This window comes from Pseudomonas sp. Irchel s3b5 (assembly GCF_900187435.1).
Classification (GTDB): domain Bacteria; phylum Pseudomonadota; class Gammaproteobacteria; order Pseudomonadales; family Pseudomonadaceae; genus Aquipseudomonas.
The window spans coordinates 73,146-94,836 of record NZ_FYDY01000005.1 but is presented as its reverse complement, the minus strand read 5'-3'; the positions used below and the strand labels follow the sequence as shown (position 1 = coordinate 94,836).

14 protein-coding genes and 2 pseudogenes are annotated in these 21,691 nt (G+C 58.2%); 8 read left to right on the top strand and 8 right to left on the bottom strand.

All coding sequences use genetic code 11. The features are described from left to right. The first annotated feature begins 160 nt into the window (after window positions 1–160). Window positions 161–1,780, top strand: coding sequence for an FMN-binding glutamate synthase family protein (locus tag CKW15_RS07660; RefSeq protein WP_095151972.1), 1,620 nt, complete (start codon window positions 161–163; stop codon window positions 1,778–1,780). A gap of 18 nt (window positions 1,781–1,798) precedes the next feature. Here the strand turns inward: CKW15_RS07660 and CKW15_RS07655 are convergent, their stop codons facing one another. From CKW15_RS07655 to CKW15_RS07645, 3 genes are read right to left on the bottom strand one after another with little or no spacing between them, the layout of a single operon-like run. Continuing rightward, entirely contained in the window at window positions 1,799–3,307 is a 1,509-nt protein-coding gene (locus tag CKW15_RS07655) for a glucosyltransferase domain-containing protein (protein ID WP_095151971.1), read from the bottom strand. A gap of 1 nt (window position 3,308) precedes the next feature. Beyond that, a complete protein-coding gene (locus CKW15_RS07650) occupies window positions 3,309–4,250 on the bottom strand; it encodes a glycosyltransferase family 2 protein (RefSeq protein ID WP_095151970.1) in 942 nt (313 codons plus the stop codon). Beyond that, window positions 4,247–4,621 (bottom strand): GtrA family protein, encoded by a 375-nt coding sequence (locus tag CKW15_RS07645; protein ID WP_095151969.1) that lies wholly within the window; start codon window positions 4,619–4,621, stop codon window positions 4,247–4,249. The genes CKW15_RS07650 and CKW15_RS07645 overlap by 4 nt, the downstream gene beginning before the upstream one ends. 241 nt (window positions 4,622–4,862) lie before the next feature. Here CKW15_RS07645 and CKW15_RS07640 point away from each other — a divergent pair, with 241 nt between their 5' ends. The 4 genes and pseudogenes from CKW15_RS07640 to CKW15_RS07625 all read left to right on the top strand — a co-directional run bounded on the left by CKW15_RS07640 (window position 4,863) and on the right by CKW15_RS07625 (window position 15,182). Next, a complete protein-coding gene (locus tag CKW15_RS07640; RefSeq protein WP_095151968.1) occupies window positions 4,863–6,023 on the top strand; it encodes an OpgC family protein in 1,161 nt (386 codons plus the stop codon). 295 nt (window positions 6,024–6,318) lie between these two features. Further along, a pseudogene (locus CKW15_RS28700) lies at window positions 6,319–6,776 on the top strand (transposase). Between the two features lie 264 nt (window positions 6,777–7,040). Then, window positions 7,041–10,154 carry a transglycosylase domain-containing protein gene (locus CKW15_RS07630; RefSeq protein WP_095151966.1) on the top strand — a complete coding sequence of 1,038 codons (3,114 nt, stop codon included), beginning with the start codon at window positions 7,041–7,043 and terminating at the stop codon, window positions 10,152–10,154. A gap of 171 nt (window positions 10,155–10,325) precedes the next feature. Then, on the top strand, window positions 10,326–15,182 hold the full coding sequence (locus CKW15_RS07625; protein ID WP_095151965.1) for a dermonecrotic toxin domain-containing protein: 4,857 nt from the start codon (window positions 10,326–10,328) through the stop codon (window positions 15,180–15,182). Window positions 15,183–15,257: 75 nt separating this feature from the next. On the opposite strand, the gene CKW15_RS28455 is transcribed toward CKW15_RS07625, so the two are convergent. The 3 genes and pseudogenes from CKW15_RS28455 to CKW15_RS07615 form a co-directional block, all read right to left on the bottom strand. Next, a complete protein-coding gene (locus tag CKW15_RS28455; RefSeq protein WP_371856292.1) occupies window positions 15,258–15,908 on the bottom strand; it encodes a CS1 type fimbrial major subunit in 651 nt (216 codons plus the stop codon). Next, window positions 15,909–16,535, bottom strand: a pseudogene (locus CKW15_RS28445) (pilus assembly protein PapC); the annotation flags it as partial. It lies immediately after the preceding gene. Window positions 16,536–16,616: 81 nt separating this feature from the next. Next, on the bottom strand, window positions 16,617–17,108 hold the full coding sequence (locus CKW15_RS07615) for a CS1 type fimbrial major subunit (protein WP_159953396.1): 492 nt from the start codon (window positions 17,106–17,108) through the stop codon (window positions 16,617–16,619). A 514-nt stretch (window positions 17,109–17,622) separates the two neighbouring features. Between CKW15_RS07615 and CKW15_RS07610 the strand changes: the two genes are divergently transcribed. Continuing rightward, window positions 17,623–18,198, top strand: a complete 576-nt coding sequence (locus CKW15_RS07610; RefSeq protein ID WP_095058639.1) for a PadR family transcriptional regulator — start codon at window positions 17,623–17,625, stop codon at window positions 18,196–18,198. Next, a complete protein-coding gene (locus CKW15_RS07605; RefSeq protein ID WP_095058638.1) occupies window positions 18,195–18,977 on the top strand; it encodes a siderophore-interacting protein in 783 nt (260 codons plus the stop codon). The genes CKW15_RS07610 and CKW15_RS07605 overlap by 4 nt, the downstream gene beginning before the upstream one ends. A 100-nt stretch (window positions 18,978–19,077) precedes the next feature. Here CKW15_RS07605 and CKW15_RS07600 read toward each other — a convergent pair whose 3' ends face one another. Both CKW15_RS07600 and CKW15_RS07595 read right to left on the bottom strand, forming a co-directional pair. Then, window positions 19,078–19,719: a Pr6Pr family membrane protein gene (locus CKW15_RS07600; RefSeq protein ID WP_095151963.1), complete on the bottom strand. Its 642-nt coding sequence runs from the start codon at window positions 19,717–19,719 to the stop codon at window positions 19,078–19,080. A 2-nt stretch (window positions 19,720–19,721) separates the two neighbouring features. Next, window positions 19,722–19,952 (bottom strand): VF530 family DNA-binding protein, encoded by a 231-nt coding sequence (locus CKW15_RS07595; protein WP_007975135.1) that lies wholly within the window; start codon window positions 19,950–19,952, stop codon window positions 19,722–19,724. 317 nt (window positions 19,953–20,269) lie between these two features. Here CKW15_RS07595 and CKW15_RS07590 point away from each other — a divergent pair, with 317 nt between their 5' ends. Continuing rightward, a complete protein-coding gene (locus CKW15_RS07590) occupies window positions 20,270–21,652 on the top strand; it encodes a carbohydrate porin (protein ID WP_095151962.1) in 1,383 nt (460 codons plus the stop codon). Window positions 21,653–21,691: the final 39 nt, after the last annotated feature.

Sequence of the window (21,691 nt, the reverse complement as noted above, 5' to 3'; positions counted from 1 at the left end):
GGGGCACTAAATCCTGACATAACATTGAAGTGCTTTCCTGCAGGAGCAAGCTTGCTCGCGAAAGCGGTGGTTCAGTAACAATGACGTCGACTGACACTCCCTCACCGCAAGAAAGCTCGCTCCCACAGGTCACTGATAAGTCCGAACCCAAGGAAACCGTATGAGCCTGTCACTCCTGAGCCGCTACGCCTTCTTTGCCGCGTGCGTCATTTTCACCCTCGCCAGCCTGCCCTTTCTTGAACATGACTGGCTCTGGCCGATCACTGCCGTCACCGCTGTTCTCAGCCTCGTCGGCCTGTTCGACCTGCTGCAAAGCCCCCACGCGGTGCGCCGCAACTATCCGATCCTGGGCAATATCCGCTATCTGGTCGAAGGCATCCGCCCGGAGATTCGCCAGTACCTGCTCGAATCCGACAGTGATGCTCTGCCCTTCTCCCGGGCGCAGCGCTCGCTGGTCTATTCCCGAGCCAAAAACGAAACCGCCGACAAACCCTTCGGCACGCTGATTGATGTGTATCAGTCGGGCTTCGAGTTCATCGGCCACTCCATGCGCCCGGCACCGTTGAGCGACCCAAGCAGTTTCCGGGTCACCGTCGGTGGCCCGCAATGCACACAGCCGTACTCGGCGTCGGTGTTCAACATCTCGGCCATGAGTTTCGGCTCGCTCAGCGCCAACGCCATTCGCGCGTTGAACCAGGGCGCCAAGCTCGGCAACTTCGCCCATGACACCGGCGAGGGCAGCATCAGCCCTTATCACCGCGAGCACGGTGGCGACCTGACCTGGGAACTGGGCAGCGGCTACTTCGGCTGTCGCACTGCCGACGGCCGTTTCGATCCGGAACGCTTCGCCGCACAGGCGCAAACGCCTCAGGTGCGGATGATTGAAATCAAGATCAGCCAGGGTGCCAAACCTGGCCACGGCGGCATCCTGCCCAAGCACAAGGTCACCCGGGAAATCGCCGACACCCGCGGCATTCTCATGGGCGAAGACTGCGTGTCACCGTCGCGGCACAGCGCGTTTTCCACGCCTGTCGAAATGATGCATTTCATTCAGCAACTGCGCGAACTGTCCGGCGGCAAACCGGTGGGCTTCAAGTTCTGCCTCGGCCATCCGTGGGAGTTCATGGGCATTGCCAAGGCGATGCTGGAGACGGGCATCCTTCCGGATTTCATCGTCGTCGACGGCAAGGAAGGCGGCACCGGCGCCGCCCCCGTGGAGTTCACCGATCACATCGGCGTGCCGATGCGCGAAGGCCTGCTGTTCGTGCACAACACGCTGGTGGGCCTGAACCTGCGGGACAAGATCAAGCTCGGTGCCAGCGGCAAGATCGTCAGCGCTTTCGACATTGCCAGTGTGCTGGCCATCGGTGCCGACTGGGCCAACTCGGCACGCGGCTTCATGTTCGCCATCGGCTGCATCCAGTCGCAAAGCTGCCACACCAACAAATGCCCGACCGGCGTCGCCACCCAGGACAATCTGCGCCAGCGTGCGCTGGTGGTGCCGGACAAGGCTCAGCGGGTGTTCAGTTTTCACCGCAACACCCTCAAGGCCCTGGCAGAAATGCTCGCCGCCGCCGGCCTCGATCACCCTTCGCAACTGTCGGCCAAGCACTTGGTGCGACGCATGTCGGCGACCGAGATCAAGTTGTTCTCGCAGCTGCACGTGTTCCTCAAACCCGGTGAATTGCTGACCGGGGAAGTGAGCGGCGAGTTCTATTCGCGGATGTGGCAAATGGCGCGGGCGGACAGCTTCGAGCCCAATGACGTGGAAGCGGCATAAGCTGAACGGCCCCGGGTTTCACCAGCGCAATGATTTGATCGGGGCCGGCTCTTTCATCACGATGAAACCGTAATCGCCAATCAGGAAAATCCGGTAGTACTGGTTCTCCACCAACGCCGGATAACCCTGATAGCCAACGCGTGTCGCGTTGCGCCGCTCCTTCTCTGCCACCACGTTGGTGATGCCGACTTTCGGCAGGTTTTCGGCCAGCATGTAAAAGTCGATGTTGAGCAGATAGTGCAACACCGGCAGTTGCTTGTACGAGCCGGCCGCGCCCGTCAGCCAGTGATCGGAATACGTCACCGACAAGTAAATGCGCTTGGCGTCGCGCAATGGCGGGTGGTTGGCGATGTCGCGTTCAAGGTTGAACAAGGCACTGGTCGCGAAGGTTTTCTGCACGGTCAACACACGCCCATAGGCGAACGACAGCGACAGCATCGCCAATAGCGGCACAACCAGCAGCAGCGGCAATCGCTCATGCACGGGCGCCAGCGCCAGATAACTCAGATAGAACAGCAGCACCAGCAACACCGCAAAACCCATCAGGGTCCGGGCGCCTTCGTTGAAGTCGCGAAAGAACAGCGCCACACCCGACACCAACAGCACCACGACCGGCACGGTCAGCAAACACAACAGACCGATCAAAAGCTTGTTCCCGATGCGCTCTTCGCGCTGCGCCACGGTCATGCCGAGGCGGACCGCACCGGCAGTGGCGCACAACACCAGCCCGGCAAATACCCAGGCGAATCCGCCGTCAAACAGCAGCACAACCTTTTCCAGCACCCGGGCGATATTGGTGTGGATTTGCAGCCAGGGATGCACTGCCCAATTCAGTAACAACGTGCGGTTGGAGCCCATGAACAGGTAGGCGCTGACGCAGTAGATCAACCAGCCCAAGGTGATCTGTGCCAGTTTCCAGCCAATCAGACCGGGCCATTGCGACCAGGCCATTTTGTCGTTGGCAGCGCGCAATACATCCAGGCAACACAGACCCAGAAACACATTCAGGCTGACTTGATAAAGCCCAAGCGCCAGCGCGATCAGGAAGGACGGCACCAGCCATTGCACGCTGCGTCTGGGGTGACGAAAAGTAATCGCATAAATCACCGCCACAACACTCAACGCCATGGGTGCGCCGTCGTATTGATAAGACAGGTTTTGCAGGAAGAACGGGTTGTACCAGAGGGGCAACAGCACCAGGCAACAGGCGATGGTCGGCTGGCGAAAGTAATGAAAGGTCAGGCTGGTGAGCGCCGCCGTCATGGCCAGTGAGGCGATCAACAGGGGCAGCGGAAAGATGTTCGGTGCCGCATCGGTGAACGTCAGCACGTTGTAGAACAGCTGGGCGAACAATCGTCCTTGCGCCGCCCAGGCCATGCCCGCAGACAGCGAGCGCCAGTTGTCATCGATGTAGGGATAGTCCGCAAGGATCAACGGCAACACATACACCAGGGTCGCCAACAGAAAAAACAACCCGACCTGGCGCCGCCCCAGTTCACGAACAAAAAAGTCGCTGAACCGGCCCATGTCAGGGCCCGACCCGGTTTTGACCACGGATGATGTCTTTGACCACGTAGCGCGGCCGGTGCTTGGCTTCAATGTAGATGCGGCCGATGTATTCGCCGAGGATGCCGATACCGATCAATTGCACGCCGCCGAGGAACAGGATCGCCGTCATCAGCGACGGGTAACCGGGCACGCTGTTGCCGAAAAAAATCTTGTCCAGCACCATGTACACCGCGTACAGCACGGCGAAAATCGAAACGGCGCCACCGACATACGTCCATAAGCGCAAGGGCACGGTGCTGAACGAGGTCACGCCTTCCAGCGCCAGGTTCCACAGTTTCCAGCCATTGAACTTGCTGCTGCCGGCCACCCGCCCAGCCCGCTCGTATTCCACCACTGCCGTGTTGAACCCGGCCCACGACAACACGCCCTTCATGAACAGTTGATGCTCGGGCAGCGAGCGGATCACGTCCACGACCTTGCGGTCCATGAGTCGGAAATCCCCGACGTTTTCTTCAATGCGTGTGTACGCGATGCGGTTGAGCACGTGGTAGAAAATCGACGCACTGTGGCGCCTGAGGTAACCGTCGGCGGATCGACTGCGGCGCTTGGCGAGCACCACGTCAGCACCGTTCTGCCATTGTTCGATCAACTGCGGGATGACGCTGATCGGATCCTGCAGGTCGACGTCCATCGGGATCACCGCATCGCCGCTGGCGTATTCCAGACCGGCGAACAGCGCAGGCTCCTTGCCAAAGTTGCGCGAGAAGTTGATCAGCATCACCAGATCATCGACCTTCGCCAGCGCCGCAGCTTGCTCGGCGGTTCGGTCGGTGCTGCCGTCGTTGATGAAGACAATTTCGACCTCGATGTCGCCGAGCTGCAACCCGCGCCGAACCGCCTGATAAAACAGGTTGATCGCCTGTTCTTCGTTGAACACCGGGACGATCAGCGAAACCTTCATGCATCACGCTCGCGAAACACCACGTATTTGGAAAACAGGAAGCCGACCACCAGGCTCAGCGCGGAAAACAGCGTCACGGTCAGCAGGCCATGAAAACGCCAGACGTCGCCGGCATGGCCGACGCCCAGGCTCAACGCCCCCATGCCCGTGATAAACAGCACGTAGCCGATCACCGTAGCCTTGGCGTCGAAGGTGTAAAGCGCGTTCATGTAGAAAGAAAACGAGGCGGCCACGCAGAAGGCGGCGAGATTGCTGACAGCCTGACTGAGGCCGGCGGCAACGCTCAGCAGGAAGAAGATCTGCCAGTGGATCAGGGTGTTGGCGACTCCGATCACCGTGTAGCTGGAAAATCCTTTCCACAACCGTCTCATGAAGTGCTCCCGTTTCAGAACGATGCAAACATAAGTATTGGAGACGGTCTACTGTCAGAAATCGCAGGTCGTACAACCTTTCAGACCAGCGGTTGAGCGTTGGGGCGACGGTTGAGACATTCGGTAATATCCCGACTTTGCAATCGCCCGCAAATCAGTCCACCCTGCGCGCCGCCGACGGGCACGCCACCTGTGCACCCGCGGCCAATCCCTTTCATCAGCCGTTCACGAGCCTGCCGACATGACGTCAACGCGCGATCACCGGATCGACTTCTTTCGTGGTCTGGCACTGATCTTCATTTTCTGGGATCACGTGCCCCACAACCCTTTGGGCCAAATCACCCTGCGTAACTTCGGCTTCAGCGATGCCGCCGAAGTCTTCGTGTTCCTGGCCGGTTACGCCGCGGTGCTGGCCTACGGCAAAGTCCTGGCGCGGGAAGGCTTCCTGATCGCCTGCGTGAAAATCCTGCGCCGTGCCTGGGTGCTTTACGTGGTGCACATCTTTTTGCTGGCGATGCTGATGGGTATCGTGTTCTTCGCCAACAGCCACGTGGAAACCCGCGATCTGGTCGAAGAAATGGGCATGCACCATTTCATCAGCAACCCGCAGCAAGCCTTGATCGATGAGCTTTTGTTGCGCTTCAAGCCGAACCTGATGGACCCGCTGCCGCTGTACATTGTGCTGCTGGCGGGTTTGCCGCTGGTGTTGCCGTTGCTGGTACGCAAGGCCTGGGTGGTGGTGGCGATGTCGCTGGCGCTGTACCTGATGGTGCCGTTGGCGGGCTGGAACCTGGCGGCGATCAAGGACGGCGTGTGGTACTTCAACCCCGTGGCCTGGCAACTCTTGTTCGTGCTCGGTGGCGCCGCGGCAATTCATGGGCAACGTCCACGATTGCCCGAGACACGTCCGCTGTTGCGCCAACCGTTGTTTGTGACCGCGGCTGTTTATACCGCATTGGCTGCTGTGCTGACCGTCCTTTGGCGCTGGCCGGAAACTCACGATGCGGTGGTGCCGGACAGCCTGAGAAGTCTGCTGTATCCCATCAGCAAGACCGACCTGTCCCCCGCGCGCCTTTTGCACTTCCTTGCCTTGGCCTACGTCACGGCGAAACTGCTGCCCGACAACGGCTGGACGCAAAACTGGCTGGCGCAGCAAAGCTGCCGCATGGGGCGTTTTTCGTTGGAGATTTTCTGCCTGGGCGTGTTGTTGGCGCCCTTGGCGGACATGATCAACGCCCTGACCGACGATGCCTTTTCCATGCAGATTTTCACCGCACTGGTGGGCGCCGGGTTGATGGCGTTGCTGGGGGCGTGGCTGGAGTTCAACAAGCGTTTGAACCAGCCATTCAAAAGATCGCAGCCTTCGGTAGCGCCTACAGAATCTGATCGTATTCCCCTGTAGGCGCTGCCGCTGGCTGCGATCTTTTGATCTTTAACGCTACCACTTACGAAGCCGAGCGCACCGCACCTTGCGACACATTGGTCGGTTGCAGGACGCCTCGATTGGTTCAGACACACCGCGAACATCTCTTTTACGGCTGCTGCGCAGCCGAACGGGAGCAAGCTCCCTCGCTACAGAAGCACTTCGGCGCTATTGGATTGGTCATCGGGTCGGGAAATTTCACTCAGCAATTGCGGATTCACGTAGGAAAACGAGGCGCTAACGTGTTCAAACAACACTTCAAGGACGCAACGGAATGCCTCCACATCCAAACTCACACCTGCTGCGACGCGGGCGCTACTCGGAATCGGGACGGGGTTATCTGATTACGGCGGTCGTGCATGATCGCCGCCGAATTTTCGGCGACTGGCGGATTGGGCGTCTGTTGGTTGATGAGTTTCGACGGGATCAAGAACAAAAAAAGTCAGCTCAATGGCCTGGGTCATCATGCCGGACCACTTTCACTGGCTGGTACAGCTTGAACAGCGATCGCTGGCGCAACTCATGCAGTCAATCAAATCCCGTAGCACACTCACCATCAACCGCGCCCTGAACCAAAGAGGAGCCTTCTGGCAAACCGGCTACCACGACCGAGCCATCCGCGATGGCGAGGATCTGCTTCCTTTCGCCCGCTACATTGTTGCCAATCCCCTGAGGGCAGGACTGGTTAAAAAAATCGGCGACTACCCGCTCTGGGATGCCTGCTGGCTATGAATCCGATTTGTAGACTTACCCCCTTGTGGCGAGGGAGCTTGCTCCCGCTCGCCTGCGCAGCAGGCGCAAAACCGGCGGGTCCGACCTATCAGACCAATCGCAAAAATCATTGGGGCTGCTTCGCAACCCAGCGGGAGCAAGCTCCCTCGCCACAAAAAACGGCAAAAACCCGTCATTTTCCACCACACAATTTTTTCCCCATCGCCAACCACCGTCTAAGCTTCAGACAAGTCCGATCAATCTGCGTGAATGGATCAGTCGACTATGGGCGCTTTGTGGCAAACCGATTCGAGTAAAACTGTGGTCCCGACTGAACGAGTGGATGAAGCGCCAACACCTGAAAAACCCCGTCGCAGTCGGCACGGATGGGGAGCGTTCTGGCTTTTGCTGTTGATTATCGCGGTTGTCGTGGGGCTGGCTGCCGCGAGGGAGATGCGCACCTCGAAGTTTCAGGCCCGGGAAGTCAGCAAATATGCCGCGTCCCTGAGCTATGAACTCAAGCCTGGCCCCAGCGATGCCATCCGCTATCCGGGTGATGGCCCGTTCGACCGGCGTCTGGGTTACAGCTCGCTGGACGAGTTCCTGCCACGTTTGATCAAGCGCGATTTCATCGTTGAAGCGCAAACCCGTTTCTCCCCCGCCTTGATGGATTACAGCGGCAAAGGCCTGTTCGTACCGTATTCAGAAAAAATCCAGGCCGGCCTGTCGATCACCGATTGCCGGGCGGCGCCGTTGTACCAGTACAACTACCCGCAACAGCTTTATTCGAGCTTTGCTTCGATCCCACCCGTGGTGGTCAGCAGTTTGCTGTTCATCGAGAACCGCTTTCTGCTCGATCCGAAGCAGCCCCTGGCCAACCCGGCAGTGGATTGGCCGCGATTCGGCATGGCGGCATGGTCCCAGGTCGCCAAGATGCTGCACATCCCCGGCCAATCCGCGGGCGGCAGCACCCTGGCCACGCAACTGGAAAAATACCGGCATTCGCCCGATGGCCTGACCGTCAGTGGCGCGGAAAAAATCCGCCAGATGATTTCCGCCAGCGTGCGTGCCTATCAGGCCGGGCCGCAAACCCTCGAAGCCCGGCAGAACGTGGTTCGCGATTACCTCAACAGCGTACCCCTGTCGGCCGTACCGGGGCACGGTGAAGTGCACGGCATGGCTGAAGGGCTGCGTGTCTGGTACGGCGCCGACTTCAATAAAGCCAACGAACGCCTGACCAGCACCGCGACGGATCCAGCCAGCCTGGCGGAAAAAGGCCTGGCCCTGCGCGAGATGCTGTCGCTGATGATCGCCCAGCGTCGCCCCTCCCACTACCTGACCAAGGGTCACGATGAACTGGCCGAACTCACCGACAGCCACATCCGCCTGCTGGCACAAAATGGTGTGATCGACGCTCAATTCGCCGATGCCGCCCTGACCAGCAAAGTGACCTACCGCGACTGGGCGACCCAGCCGACCATTCAACCGATCGAAACCAACAAAGGCATCAGCGTGGCGCGTAGCCGTCTGGCCGGCATGCTCAACCGTCCGCTGTACGACCTCGACCGTCTCGACCTGTCGGCCACCAGCACCCTGCAAGGCGAACTGCAAACCCAGGCCACCGCGTACCTCAAGAAACTCGCGGACCCGGCTTTTGCGACAGAAATCGGCCTGATGGGTGAACGCCTGTTGACCCCCACCAGCACCGCCCAGGTCCGCTACAGTTTTACCTTGTTCGAACTGACCCCGGACGGCTCGCGGGTGCGGGTGCAGACCGACAGCACCGACCAGCCGTTCGACATCAACGAAGGCAGCAAACTGGAACTGGGCTCCACCGCCAAGATGCGGGTGATGACGACCTATCTGCAGATCATTGCCGAGCTGCACGACAAATATGCCGCCATGAGTGTTCCGGATCTGAAGAAAGCCGAAGTACCGGATCAGGACCGCCTGAGCCGCTGGGTCGTCGATTACATGATCGAGAACAAAGACCGCAGCCTGCCGACCCTGCTGGGCGCCGCGCTGGACCGCAAATACTCGGCCAGCCCCGGCGAAGCGTTTTTCACCGGTGGCGGACTTCACGTGTTCCATAACTTCCGCAAGGAAGACAACGGTCGCATACCGACTCTGCGCGATGCCCTGCGCGAGTCGATCAACCTGCCATTCATTCGCCTGATGCGTGATCTGGTGCGTTACACGACCTACTCCGGCCCCAACAACAGCGCCGAACTGCTCAAGGACGATCGCGACCCTCGACGCCAGGAATACCTGGCCTCGTTCGCCGACCGCGAGGGCACTTCATTCCTGCTCAAGTTCTGGAAGAAGTACAAAAACAAGGACACTCAGGACCGGCTCGAAACCTTCCTCGACAGCATGCGCCCGACGCCGATCCGCCTGGCCGCGGTGCATCGTTACCTGCTGCCACAGGCCAAACAGGAAACCTTCAATACCTTTGTGCGCTCGCACCTCAAAGGCTCCAAGCTGACGGAAAAACTCACCGACGAGCGTCTGGCACGCCTTTACCAAGCCTACAGTCCCGGCGCCTACGATTTGCCGGACCAGGGCTTCATCGCCAAGGTCCACCCGCTGGACCTGTGGATGATGAGCTACTTGCTCAACCATCCGGACGCCACGTTCCCGGACATCGTCAAGGCCAGCCACTTTGAACGCCAGGAGGTTTACAGCTGGCTGTTCAAGAGCCGACACAAAGGCGCTCGCGACAGTCGCATCCGCACCATGCTGGAGATCGAAGCGTTCCTCGACATTCATCAGCGTTGGCAGCAAGTCGGCTATCCGTTCGATCATCTGGTGCCGTCGCTGGCGACCGCCATCGGCAGCTCCGGCGACCGCCCCGCTGCGCTGGCCGAACTGATCGGTACGATTCTCAACGACGGTATGCGCATGCCGACCCTGCGCATCGACAGCCTGCATTTCGCCGCCGACACGCCTTACGAAACGACCCTGATCAACGACCCGGATGTCGGCAAACGGGTCATGCCGTCCGAGGTAGCGGCAGCCATGCGCGAAGCACTTTCGCAAGTGGTCGACGCCGGTACCGCCAAGCGCGTGGCCGGCAGTTTCAAACTGCCTGACGGTACGCCGCTGGCCATGGGCGGCAAGACCGGTACCGGTGACAACCGCATCGAGGCCGTCGGTTCGGGCGGACGTATCCTCAGTTCCAAATCGCTCAACCGCACGGCCACGTTCGTGTTCTACATCGGGGATAACCACTTCGGCACATTGACCGCTTTCGTGCCGGGGCGCTCGGCAGAAAACTTCACCTTCACCTCGGCCTTGCCCGTGCAAGTGCTCAAGGGCATGGCACCGATTCTGACGCCGTACCTGCAACCGGGTACGCACACGATGTGCAATCCGGTCACCACAATGGCGAAGCGCTGAACCCAGACCGAAAAACCGCCTGGCATGGCGGTAACTATGTATTTTTCACTCCTGAATTTTGAAAGGTTCGGACCGGTTCAGGCCGTGTTCCGAACCTGTATTTGCGCTTTTTTTGCGCTGGCGGGTTACCTAGGCTGAGCGTTCCAAAGTTGATCAACGGACGATCATGCAATGCCCACTTCTCCCCTGACGATTGTGCAGCCGGATCAGGTTTCACTGGCTGATAAAAGTATTCACTTCGAACACGTCAAAAACGCTCTTCCGAGCTGGTTGGCCAAAGCGACTCCACGGCGAATCGACGAACTGAAGACAGCGCGTCTGAACACGCTCGCCTGGCAAAAAGAAGTACCGGATGCACAGCACCAGCTTTTGAAGAAACTGACGGAACACCACTGGACCGCGCAAAACGCGGTAGACCGGATGCTGAGCGGTTTGCAGGATGTCCAGAGCTTTGCCGAGCCGCTGCTGCGAAAGGCACTGGTTGAGCGCTATGGCATCGACGTCGATGTGAAAGAAACCTGGCTGCTGCTGTACGCACCCGCCAAAACATCCTGGTGGGCTCACGATTTCAAGAGAGGCGTCAAAAGCCTCAAGAAGTCCCTGCTCGATGCAGCGCTGCACAATTTTTCCAGCAGCGAAACCTGGACCGCGGACTCGGACTTCATCAGCCGGCCCGATGCCCGCGGGCATTTCCGGGTTGAATCGCTCAGACAAAAAATCAGCGTCGCACAGTTCATGGCGTTGTGCCGGGAACTGAACATCGGCGCTCAATACCAGAAGCATTTAAATGATTGTTTACTGCCCGCCGATGGGTTGGCTCGCGCCGTCCTGCAACTCAAAGTCATCCGCAGCCAGAAGAGTGCTCTGACGGTTGCAGCCCAAATGGCCTTGGCCAAAAAAGACATCAGCACGCAAGCCTATGACGTCATTCTGGTCATGCTGCATGACCGCGAACACCTGCAATGGAACGGAAAAACCGTCGGCTATCACACGCTCGCGATGATGGATGCGGTACTGACCGGCATCGTCGTGATAGCCGCCGATCCGCAGACCAGCGACAAACCCCAACCCGTCATCGTGTACGTGCCCAATGACCCGGAACATCCGCTCAAGGAATACCCGTCATCGCTTGAGTTCATGGCCGAACTGACCCGGCAGTTGCGTGACACCTCAATCAAGGCGTCTGAAAGCTACCAGCAGTTTTTCAGCCAGTTCGTCGCCCACCAACAACGCGGTCATTTTTTCGCCGGGCTGAATGACCGCTTGAGCACAGTAAAGTGGCAGCCCGCCCCACCGGGTTCGGGTTTGCCGAGCTGGCGCGAAACACCAGTGGATAACCCAAACCTGCAATTTCGCCTGTCGAAGATTGAAGACGATCGCCAGACCCGCTTCACCGGCAATCTCTGGGAATACCTGTACCAGCAAAAACTCAACAAGACTCTCAACGATGCCCGGGAGATCGCCATTTCCACCGAGTACGCCGACCGCATGGCCCGCTGGGCGTGGTGGGACAACCTGGAAAAAATTCTCTCCGACATTATCAACACTGCGTTGCTGGTGGCCATGCCTTTGGTACCCGGCCTGGGCGAATTGATGATGGCGTACATCGCGTATCAATTGACCAGTGAAGTCGTAGAAGGGGTTGTCGACTTGGCCGAGGGCCATTTGGTAGAAGCTGCCGAGCAAGCCATCAGCGTGCTGGAAAGCGTCGCTCAACTGGCTGCATTTGCCGCAGGCGCCACCATTGCCAAGGTTGTACAGGCAAAACTTTCGCCGTTTTTCGAAAGCTTGAAACCGGTGCAAGTAGCCGGTGGTCAGACGCGTTTGTGGAACCCTGACCTGACGCCTTACCAACGCCAGGAGACCGCCCTGCCGAATGGAGCCAAACCCGATGCGTCGGGTATTTACCAGCATCAGGGTCAACGTATCGTACGTCTGGACGATCAGCACTTCCTTCTCGATAACGACCCTGTCACCGGGCAGCATCGCATCAAACATCCACAACGGCCCGACACCTATGCGCCGAAGCTCACGCACAACGGTCATGGTGCCTGGATCAGCGAAACCGACAATCCGCGCCAGTGGGAAGGCCCGACCTTGATGCGGCGCCTGGGGCACACCACCGACGCCTTCGATGACGTGCAACTGGAACAGGTTCGAAAAATCAGCGGCACCGAAGAGGCCGAACTGCGCCGGGTCCACGTGGACAATGCTCCTCCTCCCCCCCTGCTGATCGACACCCTGCAACGTCTCGGAGCAACTGCCGCACAGGCACCGGTCGAAGCCGACCCGCAAACGGCTTTGCTGTTCGCGGAGTGTCCCGAATTGCCGAGCAACATTGTGGAAAAAATAATGGCCGGGGCCACTCGATCAGAGCGCCAGCAAATCGCAGAGCAAAAGCACCTGCCATTGCGCCTGAAAACCCAGGCCCGGGAACTTCAATTCGAGGTGCAATCGGTCCGTGCTGCGCAGGGCCTGTACAACGACGCTTTGGCCAACATCGATACTGAACGCCTGGTCTTGGGCACAGTGCGAACCCACACCAACACGTTTGGCGACCTGCGCATCGAGATCCGTCAGGGCGCGTTCGATGGCGAGTTGCGTTGCAGTGCGGGATCAGAAGACTCACGTGTGCTCAGGATTCTGGTTCGGGACGAAGTCGACAAATACACCGTGCGCGATGCCTCCGGCCAGCGCCTGCATGAAGCCGACGGGCTCCTGGAATCGCTACTCAATACCTTGGGAACCGAGCAGCGCCGTGCACTGGGTTACAAACCCGGCGATGGCGAAATGTTCAAGCAGTGGCTTATCGAAAAAACCGCGCCACCGAGTGAGCGCCGAACACTTCTCTCCCGCCCGCCCGTTCGCCCTATTGCCGAACATGAAACGACGTTGCTGGTACGCGGTGGCTTGCTCAGCAGAGGGGGTAAAACCCTGCACGAGCGCGTTCAAGACCTGCATCCGAATTTCAGTGAAAACGAGGTCAACGCATTTGCCGAGGTATTGATCGAAAAAGGTGAGGCGCTCAACGCCATCGAGCAACTGGAGAATGACCTTGATGAACTGCGAGTGATGTTGAACCGCTGGGAATATCTGCAACCGGACAGCTGGGGACCCGGCAGCCGGTCATTTCAGGACGCCGGGGGCCTTCATATCAGCGAACGCTTGATTGACTGTTTCAGGCGTAAAAACAGAGCACTTGGCAACCGTACCGACCCGGCAATCTATTCACTTGATCTGTCCACGGAACTGCTGCCGATTGATCTGGATCTTTGGTGGTTGAAACACCCTGAGATGACAAAGTTTCTCGAAAAAGTCACGGTATTGAAGCTCGACAACACACTCTTTTCGGCAAGGCCGAACGGCTTGTTGAAAGACTTCCCCCATCTTCGTGAGCTCAGCGCCCACGGCTGTGAACTGACCCAGGTGCCGGAAAGCATCGGCAATTTCCACAGACTCGAACGCTTGCGGTTGAGCAATAACAAGATCGTACTGGACGCACCTGCAGTCGAACGGCTGAGAAACCTGACCTACCTGGAAATACTCAGGCTCGATGACAATCCGTTGGGCAGGCTTGTCGACATCGGCCGCATGCCCCGGTTGAAGGTTCTGGGGCTGAAAGAAACCGGCACTACAACCTGGCCACTTGGCACTTTCAGCAAGACCAGGCCACGGGGTTTTCTGCTGGACCTGCGGTCCAACCCGATTGACCAGATTGCCCAAGTGGTTCCCGGCTCTGCGGATGCCTGGGTTGTGGCACGCACGCGTCTGGATGTCGACAAACTGTCGGACATCAATCAGGTGATTTACCGGCAGGTTCAGCGCTCGACAGGGCTGCGCGAGGAACCCGCCGTCACAGACGCCATGCGTGAGCAGGAAGCGCAGATTGGTTCGGGATACCTTCTCGAAAGGTGGAACGAAGTACCGGGCTGGGGCGTTGAGCGGGGCAATCTGTTGTCAGAGCTGATCGATGAACCTGATGCCCAGTCGTTCATGAAGGCACTCCTGAAAGTTCAGGAATCGGCCGACTTCAAATCCAGGGGTGAGCTGCGCACGCAGCTGCTGCAGCGAATATGGCGCATGCTCGACGCCGTGCGTATTGACACCGATCTGCGCAAAAAACTGTTCACCATGGCGATAGCGCCGGTGAATTGCGCCGATGCCGGCGCGCAATTGTTCAACAACATGGGCATCGAAGTGCTGGCCTCGGAGGCGATTTCTTTTTCCACCGACTCCGAACAGTTGGCAAAGAAACTGGTGACGCTGGCCAAAGGTGCTGCGCGTCTGGAACAGGTCAATGATGTGGCTCGCGCCGATATCGAAGAGCGAATCATCGTGCACCGTCGAAGGTTTGCCGCAGCCCGCGAAGCGCGAAACACCGAAATATCTGAAGAGGACAGCACTGACGATGCTGAAAACGAAATCGCCCAAGAGGACAACCCACAGAACATTCAGGGCAACACCCAACGTAACAACAATGCCAATGCTGAAGATCCCAGTTTCGACGAAGTTGAAATCTACCTGGCTTACCAGACCGGTTTGTCGCAACGCCTGGGCCTGCCCTGGCAATCGGAACGCATGCTGTATCGACCGATTGCCGGTGTCAGTGAGGAGATGATCGATAAAGCGTATGGCACCGTGTTGACGCTGGGCGAAGGCGATGGTCTGGTGAACCGGATGCTCGAACAGGATTTCTGGGAAAAATACCTGAATGAAAAATTTCCGGTCCGGATCGAAGTCAACAAGCGGCGGTTTATGCAACGGTACGAACAGCTTGAAACCTTGCGAACCACCCAACTCGAATGGGTCGAGTCATCGCAGTTCCCCCCGGCGCAACGCACCGCGCTGAGGGATCGACTCGAAGCACTCATGGTGGGTTTCGATGTGTCTGACGCGGCGGTTTTTTCCGAGCAACCGATGAGCGAGGCGCTTTATGAGCAATTGCTCGTGGAAATGGGGTACGAGGAAAAAGCGCTGTATCGACAATTGACCCGCGAGGCTCTAAGGAAGGCCGGGTTGTCGGCATAACGGACTGCTGCAAACGCTGACACCCTGATAGCCCTGGCTTTCAGGGTGTCTGCTTGAATGACCTTTTGTCATGTATCAGGCACCCGGCGCTTTGGCGTTGAACAGCAACACCACATTGCCGGTGTACTCTCCGGCTTTGAAACCGTTCGCCGGTTTCAGCGTTTCGATTTGCAGCAACACACGTTTGCCCGCCGCCGCTTCGGTGGCCGAGACCACTTCGCGGGGGATGACATCCGTGCTGATCGGCACGCCGTTGAACGTTACGCGCAACTGGATGTTTTGAGTCGGCCAGCCGTTCGACAGGTACGGCGTGGTTTCGAGCCGCGCTTCAATGGCGCTGGTGTCATGTCGCACGTCGAAGTATTTCGCCAGCGTGTTGAAATTCCCGGCGAAGTGATTCCACCTCATCTCCTGTGGCAGATGAATCCAGCCTGGCTCGGTCGGCGTGATGTAAAAGGCACGGCTCGGGATGGTCACCGACACATCGAACGTGTGCGATTCGCGCGCCCCCCAGGCAAAAGGCCCCGCCATCAAGGTCGCTGTCATCAGTGCGATGACGGCACAGTGTCTGATCATGTTCGTTACCCACTCCGTTACCCCCCGACTGGCGTGGTTGATCACGTGATGCCCTTTGAGCGGCTGTCCCTGGCCGTCGACCAGCCGGCCGAGCACCGTCAGGGTTTTCATGACGGTCACCTTGCGATATTCAATACCGCCCTTGTTCAGGTGATAGAACTTGTCGTCCGGACCACCGAGGCGCGCCACTTGCAGATTGAGCGCCTGGCTCCAGTTACCCAGACTGGCGCTGGCTTCAAGGCCAAAACGTCCGCCAAGGTCTTGATCCTGACCGCCGTTGAGATTGAGTTGATTGCGCACCATCAGGCCAGTGCTGCCACCCAGGGGCTGGTCATGGAAACGCTTGGCCTCGAGATCACGCTCGGCGTTTTCGCTGAGGATCGATACCAGCGAGTTTTCCAGGTTGTAGTGCACCGCCAGCATCTGATTCGGGCATGAGCCAGCGCAATTGCCCAGCGGTACACCTTGTTTGAGATAACCCGCCCACTTTTCGCGCTCGAGGGCGCCGTAGCGGTTTTCGCTGGTATCGGTAAATTCAAGTAGCGAAATATGGTCGTCTCGGGACAACACCACCATGGCTTCGCCCAGGGGTTGTTGATCGAGTTCCACACGTACCGCCAAAGGCACATCAAAAAAGTGCTCCTCGAAATCGGCCGGCAAACCCTTGGCCTGGGCCAACAGACTCCGCGGTGTCGTTGCAGCGGAATCGGGTGCCGCGAGTGCACTGGCACAAAACAACAGCGCAAGCGCGGCCGCGATGGGTGTCATCGGGAACATGAAAACGTTCTCTGGTTTCGAACTCGGTAAAAACCATCGGGGCAATCCACGCGGCTTGCCCCGACGAATCACATGGGAAAATTAGAGCGAAGTAATTTCTGGTTCAAAGAGCATTTTCACATCACCACTGTAATCACCTGACGCCACCGGCCCAGCGACTTTAGTTGTGATATTCAGCAGGGCACGAAAATTATCGTTTGAATCCGCCTCATTGACAATCTCCTCCGAATTCAAAGTCATTTCTTTATTGTTTACCGTGACTTTCAACAGAACTTGCTTGTTGCTGTTCATGGCGTAGAGCACGGGCGAACTGATCAGCTTTCCAACAATCTTGGCCCCCGTAGCACGCATGTCGAAGTGACCGTTGATATCTTTCAATGCGCCATCTTCCGATTGTGGGCTCATGTCCTGAATCTGGTCGGTCAACCCTGGGCTCGGTCTCACGTAGAAAGAGGTCGTTGGTACTTTGGCGATAATGTTGATGGTCTGGCGGGATTCATCGGCACCGAAGGCCATGGAAGAACCCAGCGCCAGGATTGCCAGTGGCGCGGCGAATGCGATTTTCTTGAACATCATTTAAGTACCTGTCTTTTTAAAAGGATCGATTCATTGAACGTTCAAGATTGGCATCAAGTGTCACGAGCACGTGATGACAACGTTGAACTTTCAATGCCGGCAATGATCCGGCATTCCTTCTTGAAAGTAAGCAGGCAAGTTCCGACAACCACGTAGCCCAAGAACGATCTACTCGGCAGGAAGAATTCTGAAATAACGGAAAAGTCACTGTTTAGCTGTAAGAGAGAGACTACAAACCCAATAACAAACGACGCATCTAAAACACAATGTCACAGCAACTTCTGTAAGACCAATACCACACACCCAACAAACAATAGTGCAAAACTCGCAATTAGAGAGTTAACACTAATTTCTAGTTATTTACTCTAATTAAAAATTGTTCGCTTTCGTAGATTTCAGGGCTCAGCCCTCATCGCGTTGACCTGCTTGACACCCACCGTTGGTCAGAAGCCCTTGCCCTCCAGCTAAGATATATCTTAAGTTGTATCTAAACACGACGAGAGAAGACGAAATGAGAGACCATCATTCCCCCCACCGCGAACACGGCGACGGCCGCGACGGCTTCGAGAAACGCCCCGGCCGCGAGCGCGGTGGCCGCGGTCCACGAGTATTTGCCCCCGGCGATTTGAAGCTGCTGCTGCTGGCCTTGATCGCCGAACAACCGTGCCACGGCTACGACCTGATCCGCCAGATCGAAAGCCTGTTCGACGGCGCCTACAGCCCAAGCCCCGGTGTGATTTACCCGACCCTGACCTTCCTCGAAGAAAGCGAGTTGATCCAGGGCGACGCCGAAGGCGGAAAAAAACGCTACACAATTACCGACGCCGGACGTCTTTCCTTGCAGGACCAAGCCGTTGCGCTGGATGGCGTGCGCATGCGCATCGAGGTGAGCAAACGTTCGTTGCGCGGGCATGATCGACCGCCGGAAATCCATGAGGCGGTGCACAACCTGCGCCACGCATTACAGCTACATCACGGACGCTGGAGCCCGGAAGAAATCCTGCGGGTGCGCGACCTGCTCAACAACACGGCCAAAGCCATTGTCGACGGCCCCGCCGTTCAACCCGTTCAGGAGCAAGCTGAATGACTGAAGTGAGCCAAACCATTCACCGCGTCATGCATGAAATCAAACGCCGTCGCCTGGAAGTGCTGCGGGTGGTTGACCTGACGCCGCGCATGCGTCGCATCACCCTGGGCGGACCAGAGCTTGCGGGCTTCGTCAGCCTGGGCACCGATGATCACGTCAAACTGATGTTCCCGCAGAACGCCGAGCAAGCCGCCGCGCTGGAGACATTGGTGCTGGGGGCAGGCAAGGACAACGGCCCGATGCCGGAAATGCGCGACTACACCCCGCGGCGCTATGACCTGAATACGCTGGAGCTGGACATCGATTTTGTCCTGCACGGCGACGGCCCTGCGTCGACCTGGGCGGAACAGGCGAAACCGGGGCAGTTCCTGTACATCGGCGGGCCTCGGGGTTCGATGATCGTGCCGGATATCTTCGACAGCTATTTGCTGATCGGCGACGAAACCGCCCTCCCCGCCATCGCCCGGCGTCTCGAAGGCCTGGCGGCCAATCGGCGTGCATTGGTAATCATCGAAGTGGAGAACGGCAAGGAACAGCAAGTGCTGCAAAGTGCTGCCGAGGTCAATGTGATCTGGGTGCTGCGCGAAGGTGGGCAAGACCATTTGCTGACCACCGTGCGCCAGATGCAGGTGCCCGCTGGCAGTCTGTATGCCTGGGTGGCGACGGAGAGCAAAGTCTCGCGGCAGATTCGTCGGGTGTTGCTGGATGAGCATGGACTGGACGATCAGTACGTCAAAGCCGTTGGCTACTGGAAGCTGGATAGCAGCGACGCGGAGTAGCAACCTGTAGGAGCGAGCATGCTCGCGAAAAACCTGAGAACGCCGCGGGGTGCCAGGCTCGAAGCGTTATCGTTGACGTCCATCGCGAGCAGGCTCGCTCCTACAAAGAGCGGGCGCGCCAGCGATCCAAGCCGATCACCACCAACCCAATCACCACAAACCCCACCATCAACCCGCCGGCATTCACAAACACCTGTGGATAACCCAACTTATCCACATCGATGAACGGATAGGGATAAACCGCCAGCAAATGCCCGCGCCACATCGAATAGGCGAAGTACACCAGCGGATAAATCAACCACACCGAAATATGCCAGGCACGCAAAGTGCCCTTGGGCACGCAGCACCACCAATAGCCCAGAAACAGCAGCGGCATCACGTCATGCAACAACTCATCGGCCAGCCATTGCCAACCTTCGGGATGCCACAAGTGGCGTAGTAGCACGTTGTAGGTGAGGCTCACCACCGCGATGCTCACCGCAATCGCACTGCTGACCCAGGGTTGCAAAAACCAGCGCCGTGCCGCCGAATCGCGGGACGTGAGTTCACAGGTCAACACCGTCGCCACCAGGGTATTGCTCAGCACCGTGAAGTAGCTGAAGAAGCTGACCAGACCACCGATCAGACTCGCGTCCAGCGTCCAGCGCGAGTGGAAGATCAGGTACATCTGAATGCTCAATCCCACCCAGCCAAGCACGGCCGCCACCGCCACAAAACGACGCCGCACCGACGGATTGACCATGTTCAGAGTGGACGCTTGGTGCGCATCAGCTTCACGTACAGACGCTCGACTTTCTCCCGCGCCCACGGCGTTTTGCGCAGGAACGTCAGGCTCGACTTAATGCTCGGGTCACTCTTGAAGCAGCGAATATCGATGCGCTCGGCAAGCCCCGACCACTCGTAATGTTCAACCAGCGCGTTGAGGATCTGTTCCAGCGTCACGCCATGCAGCGGATCAATGTTGTGTTCGGTCATGCCGGGCCTTCGAGCAGTGTGAGGATTGGGAAGTCGCGCACCTTACGTCAAATGTAGGTGAAACGGAAAAGATCGCAGTCTCGTTTCACTCGACAGCTTCTACATTGGAATGCGTTCACCTGTTGGAGCTGTCGAGCGAAACGAGGCTGCGATCTTTTCCCGCCGACTGTTACCAAATCCGAAACGCTCCATGTCAGCAAAAGCCCTTTCTCTATTTGTAACAGAACATTATCCTTGCGCCCGCCTTAGCTGAAACGCTTCATCCATCAACTGCACTTCCCGATTACTTCCAGAAAAAGATCAAGAATCTCTTCCCTATGCCTTACGTAAAAAGCTTGCGAGACAGCGCTGTCTTACCATCTGTTGCCCATCGAAACGTCATGAATCTGCTCAGTGGGTTCACCGCGCTTGGCGTCGCCACTTGTGCACAAGCGGCGCCGGCCTTCGACAGCGACTCGCCGTGGATGCTCGGCGACTGGAACGGCACTCGCACAGAACTCGCGGAAAAAGGCTACGACTTCAAAGTCGATTACACCGGCGAAATGGGCAGCAACCTGCATGGCGGCTACGACGACGATCGCACTGCGCGCTACAGCGACCAGTTTGCCTTGGGGACCCACCTGGACTTGCAGAAAATCCTCGGCTGGAACGACGCCGAATTTCAGCTGACCATCACCGAACGCAGCGGCAACAACATCAGCAACGACCGCATCAACGATCCGCGTGTCGGCGGCTTCACGTCCGCCCAGGAAGTCTGGGGGCGCGGCCAGACCTGGCGTTTGACACAGATGTGGTATCAGCAGAAGTTCCTCGATCAAACGCTCGACATCAAGGTCGGCCGTTTCGGTGAAGGCGAAGACTTCAACAGCTTCCCTTGCGACTTCCAGAACCTGGCGTTCTGCGGCTCCCAGGTCGGCAACTGGGCGGGCAGCATCTGGTACAACTGGCCGGTCAGCCAGTGGGCGATGCGGGTCAAATATCACCTGACGCCGGAGCTGTACGCGCAAGTCGGCGTGTATGAGCAGAACCCGTCGAACCTTGATCGTGACAACGGGTTCAAGCTCAGCGGCAGCGGCACCCAGGGCGCGATCCTGCCGGTGGAGTTGGTGTGGACGCCGAAGCTCAACGGCCTGCCGGGTGAATACCGCGCCGGTTACTACTACAGCAACGCCGACGCCACCGATGTCTACAAAGACAGCAACGGCCAGCCTGCCGCCCTGAGTGGCGAGGCCTACCGCAGCGCATCGAGCAAGCACGGCATGTGGCTCGGCATCCAGCAGCAAATCACCAGCCTCGCCAGCGACCATTCGCGCGGTCTGAGCGTATTTGCCAACGGCACGATGCACGATAAAAAGACCAACGCCATCGACAACTATGTCCAGGCCGGCGTCGTCTACAAAGGTGTGTTCGACGCACGCGCCAAGGACGACATCGGCTTCGCCATGGCCCGCGTCCACGTCAACCCGGCTTATCGCAAGAACGCTGAGGCGACCAACCAGGCCCGTGCCGTCTACGACTATGACGATCCGTCCTACCTGCCACCCCAGGACACCGAATACAGCGCCGAGCTGTATTACGGTGTGCACGTCACAAACTGGCTGACCGTGCGCCCGAACCTGCAATACATCCGCCATCCCGGTGGCGTGAACGAGGTTGATGACGCGCTGATCGGCGGGATCAAGATCCAGTCATCGTTCTAAAAAACACCAAAAACCCTGTAGGAGCCGGCTTGCCGGCGA

Bases quoted from the DNA above. Each gene is read 5' to 3' on its own strand.
- CKW15_RS07650 (WP_095151970.1), bottom strand. From the start codon at position 4,250: ATGAAGGTTTCGCTGATCGTCCCGGTGTTCAACGAAGAACAGGCGATC.
- CKW15_RS07630 (WP_095151966.1), top strand. From the start codon at position 7,041: ATGGGCGCTTTGTGGCAAACCGATTCGAGTAAAACTGTGGTCCCGACT.
- CKW15_RS07625 (WP_095151965.1), top strand. From the start codon at position 10,326: ATGCCCACTTCTCCCCTGACGATTGTGCAGCCGGATCAGGTTTCACTG.
- CKW15_RS07655 (WP_095151971.1), bottom strand. From the start codon at position 3,307: ATGGGCCGGTTCAGCGACTTTTTTGTTCGTGAACTGGGGCGGCGCCAG.
- CKW15_RS07595 (WP_007975135.1), bottom strand. From the start codon at position 19,952: ATGACCGAACACAACATTGATCCGCTGCATGGCGTGACGCTGGAACAG.
- CKW15_RS07660 (WP_095151972.1), top strand. From the start codon at position 161: ATGAGCCTGTCACTCCTGAGCCGCTACGCCTTCTTTGCCGCGTGCGTC.
- CKW15_RS07615 (WP_159953396.1), bottom strand. From the start codon at position 17,108: ATGTTCAAGAAAATCGCATTCGCCGCGCCACTGGCAATCCTGGCGCTG.
- CKW15_RS07600 (WP_095151963.1), bottom strand. From the start codon at position 19,719: ATGGTCAATCCGTCGGTGCGGCGTCGTTTTGTGGCGGTGGCGGCCGTG.
- CKW15_RS07590 (WP_095151962.1), top strand. From the start codon at position 20,270: ATGCCTTACGTAAAAAGCTTGCGAGACAGCGCTGTCTTACCATCTGTT.
- CKW15_RS07645 (WP_095151969.1), bottom strand. From the start codon at position 4,621: ATGAGACGGTTGTGGAAAGGATTTTCCAGCTACACGGTGATCGGAGTC.
- CKW15_RS07605 (WP_095058638.1), top strand. From the start codon at position 18,195: ATGACTGAAGTGAGCCAAACCATTCACCGCGTCATGCATGAAATCAAA.
- CKW15_RS07640 (WP_095151968.1), top strand. From the start codon at position 4,863: ATGACGTCAACGCGCGATCACCGGATCGACTTCTTTCGTGGTCTGGCA.
- CKW15_RS07610 (WP_095058639.1), top strand. From the start codon at position 17,623: ATGAGAGACCATCATTCCCCCCACCGCGAACACGGCGACGGCCGCGAC.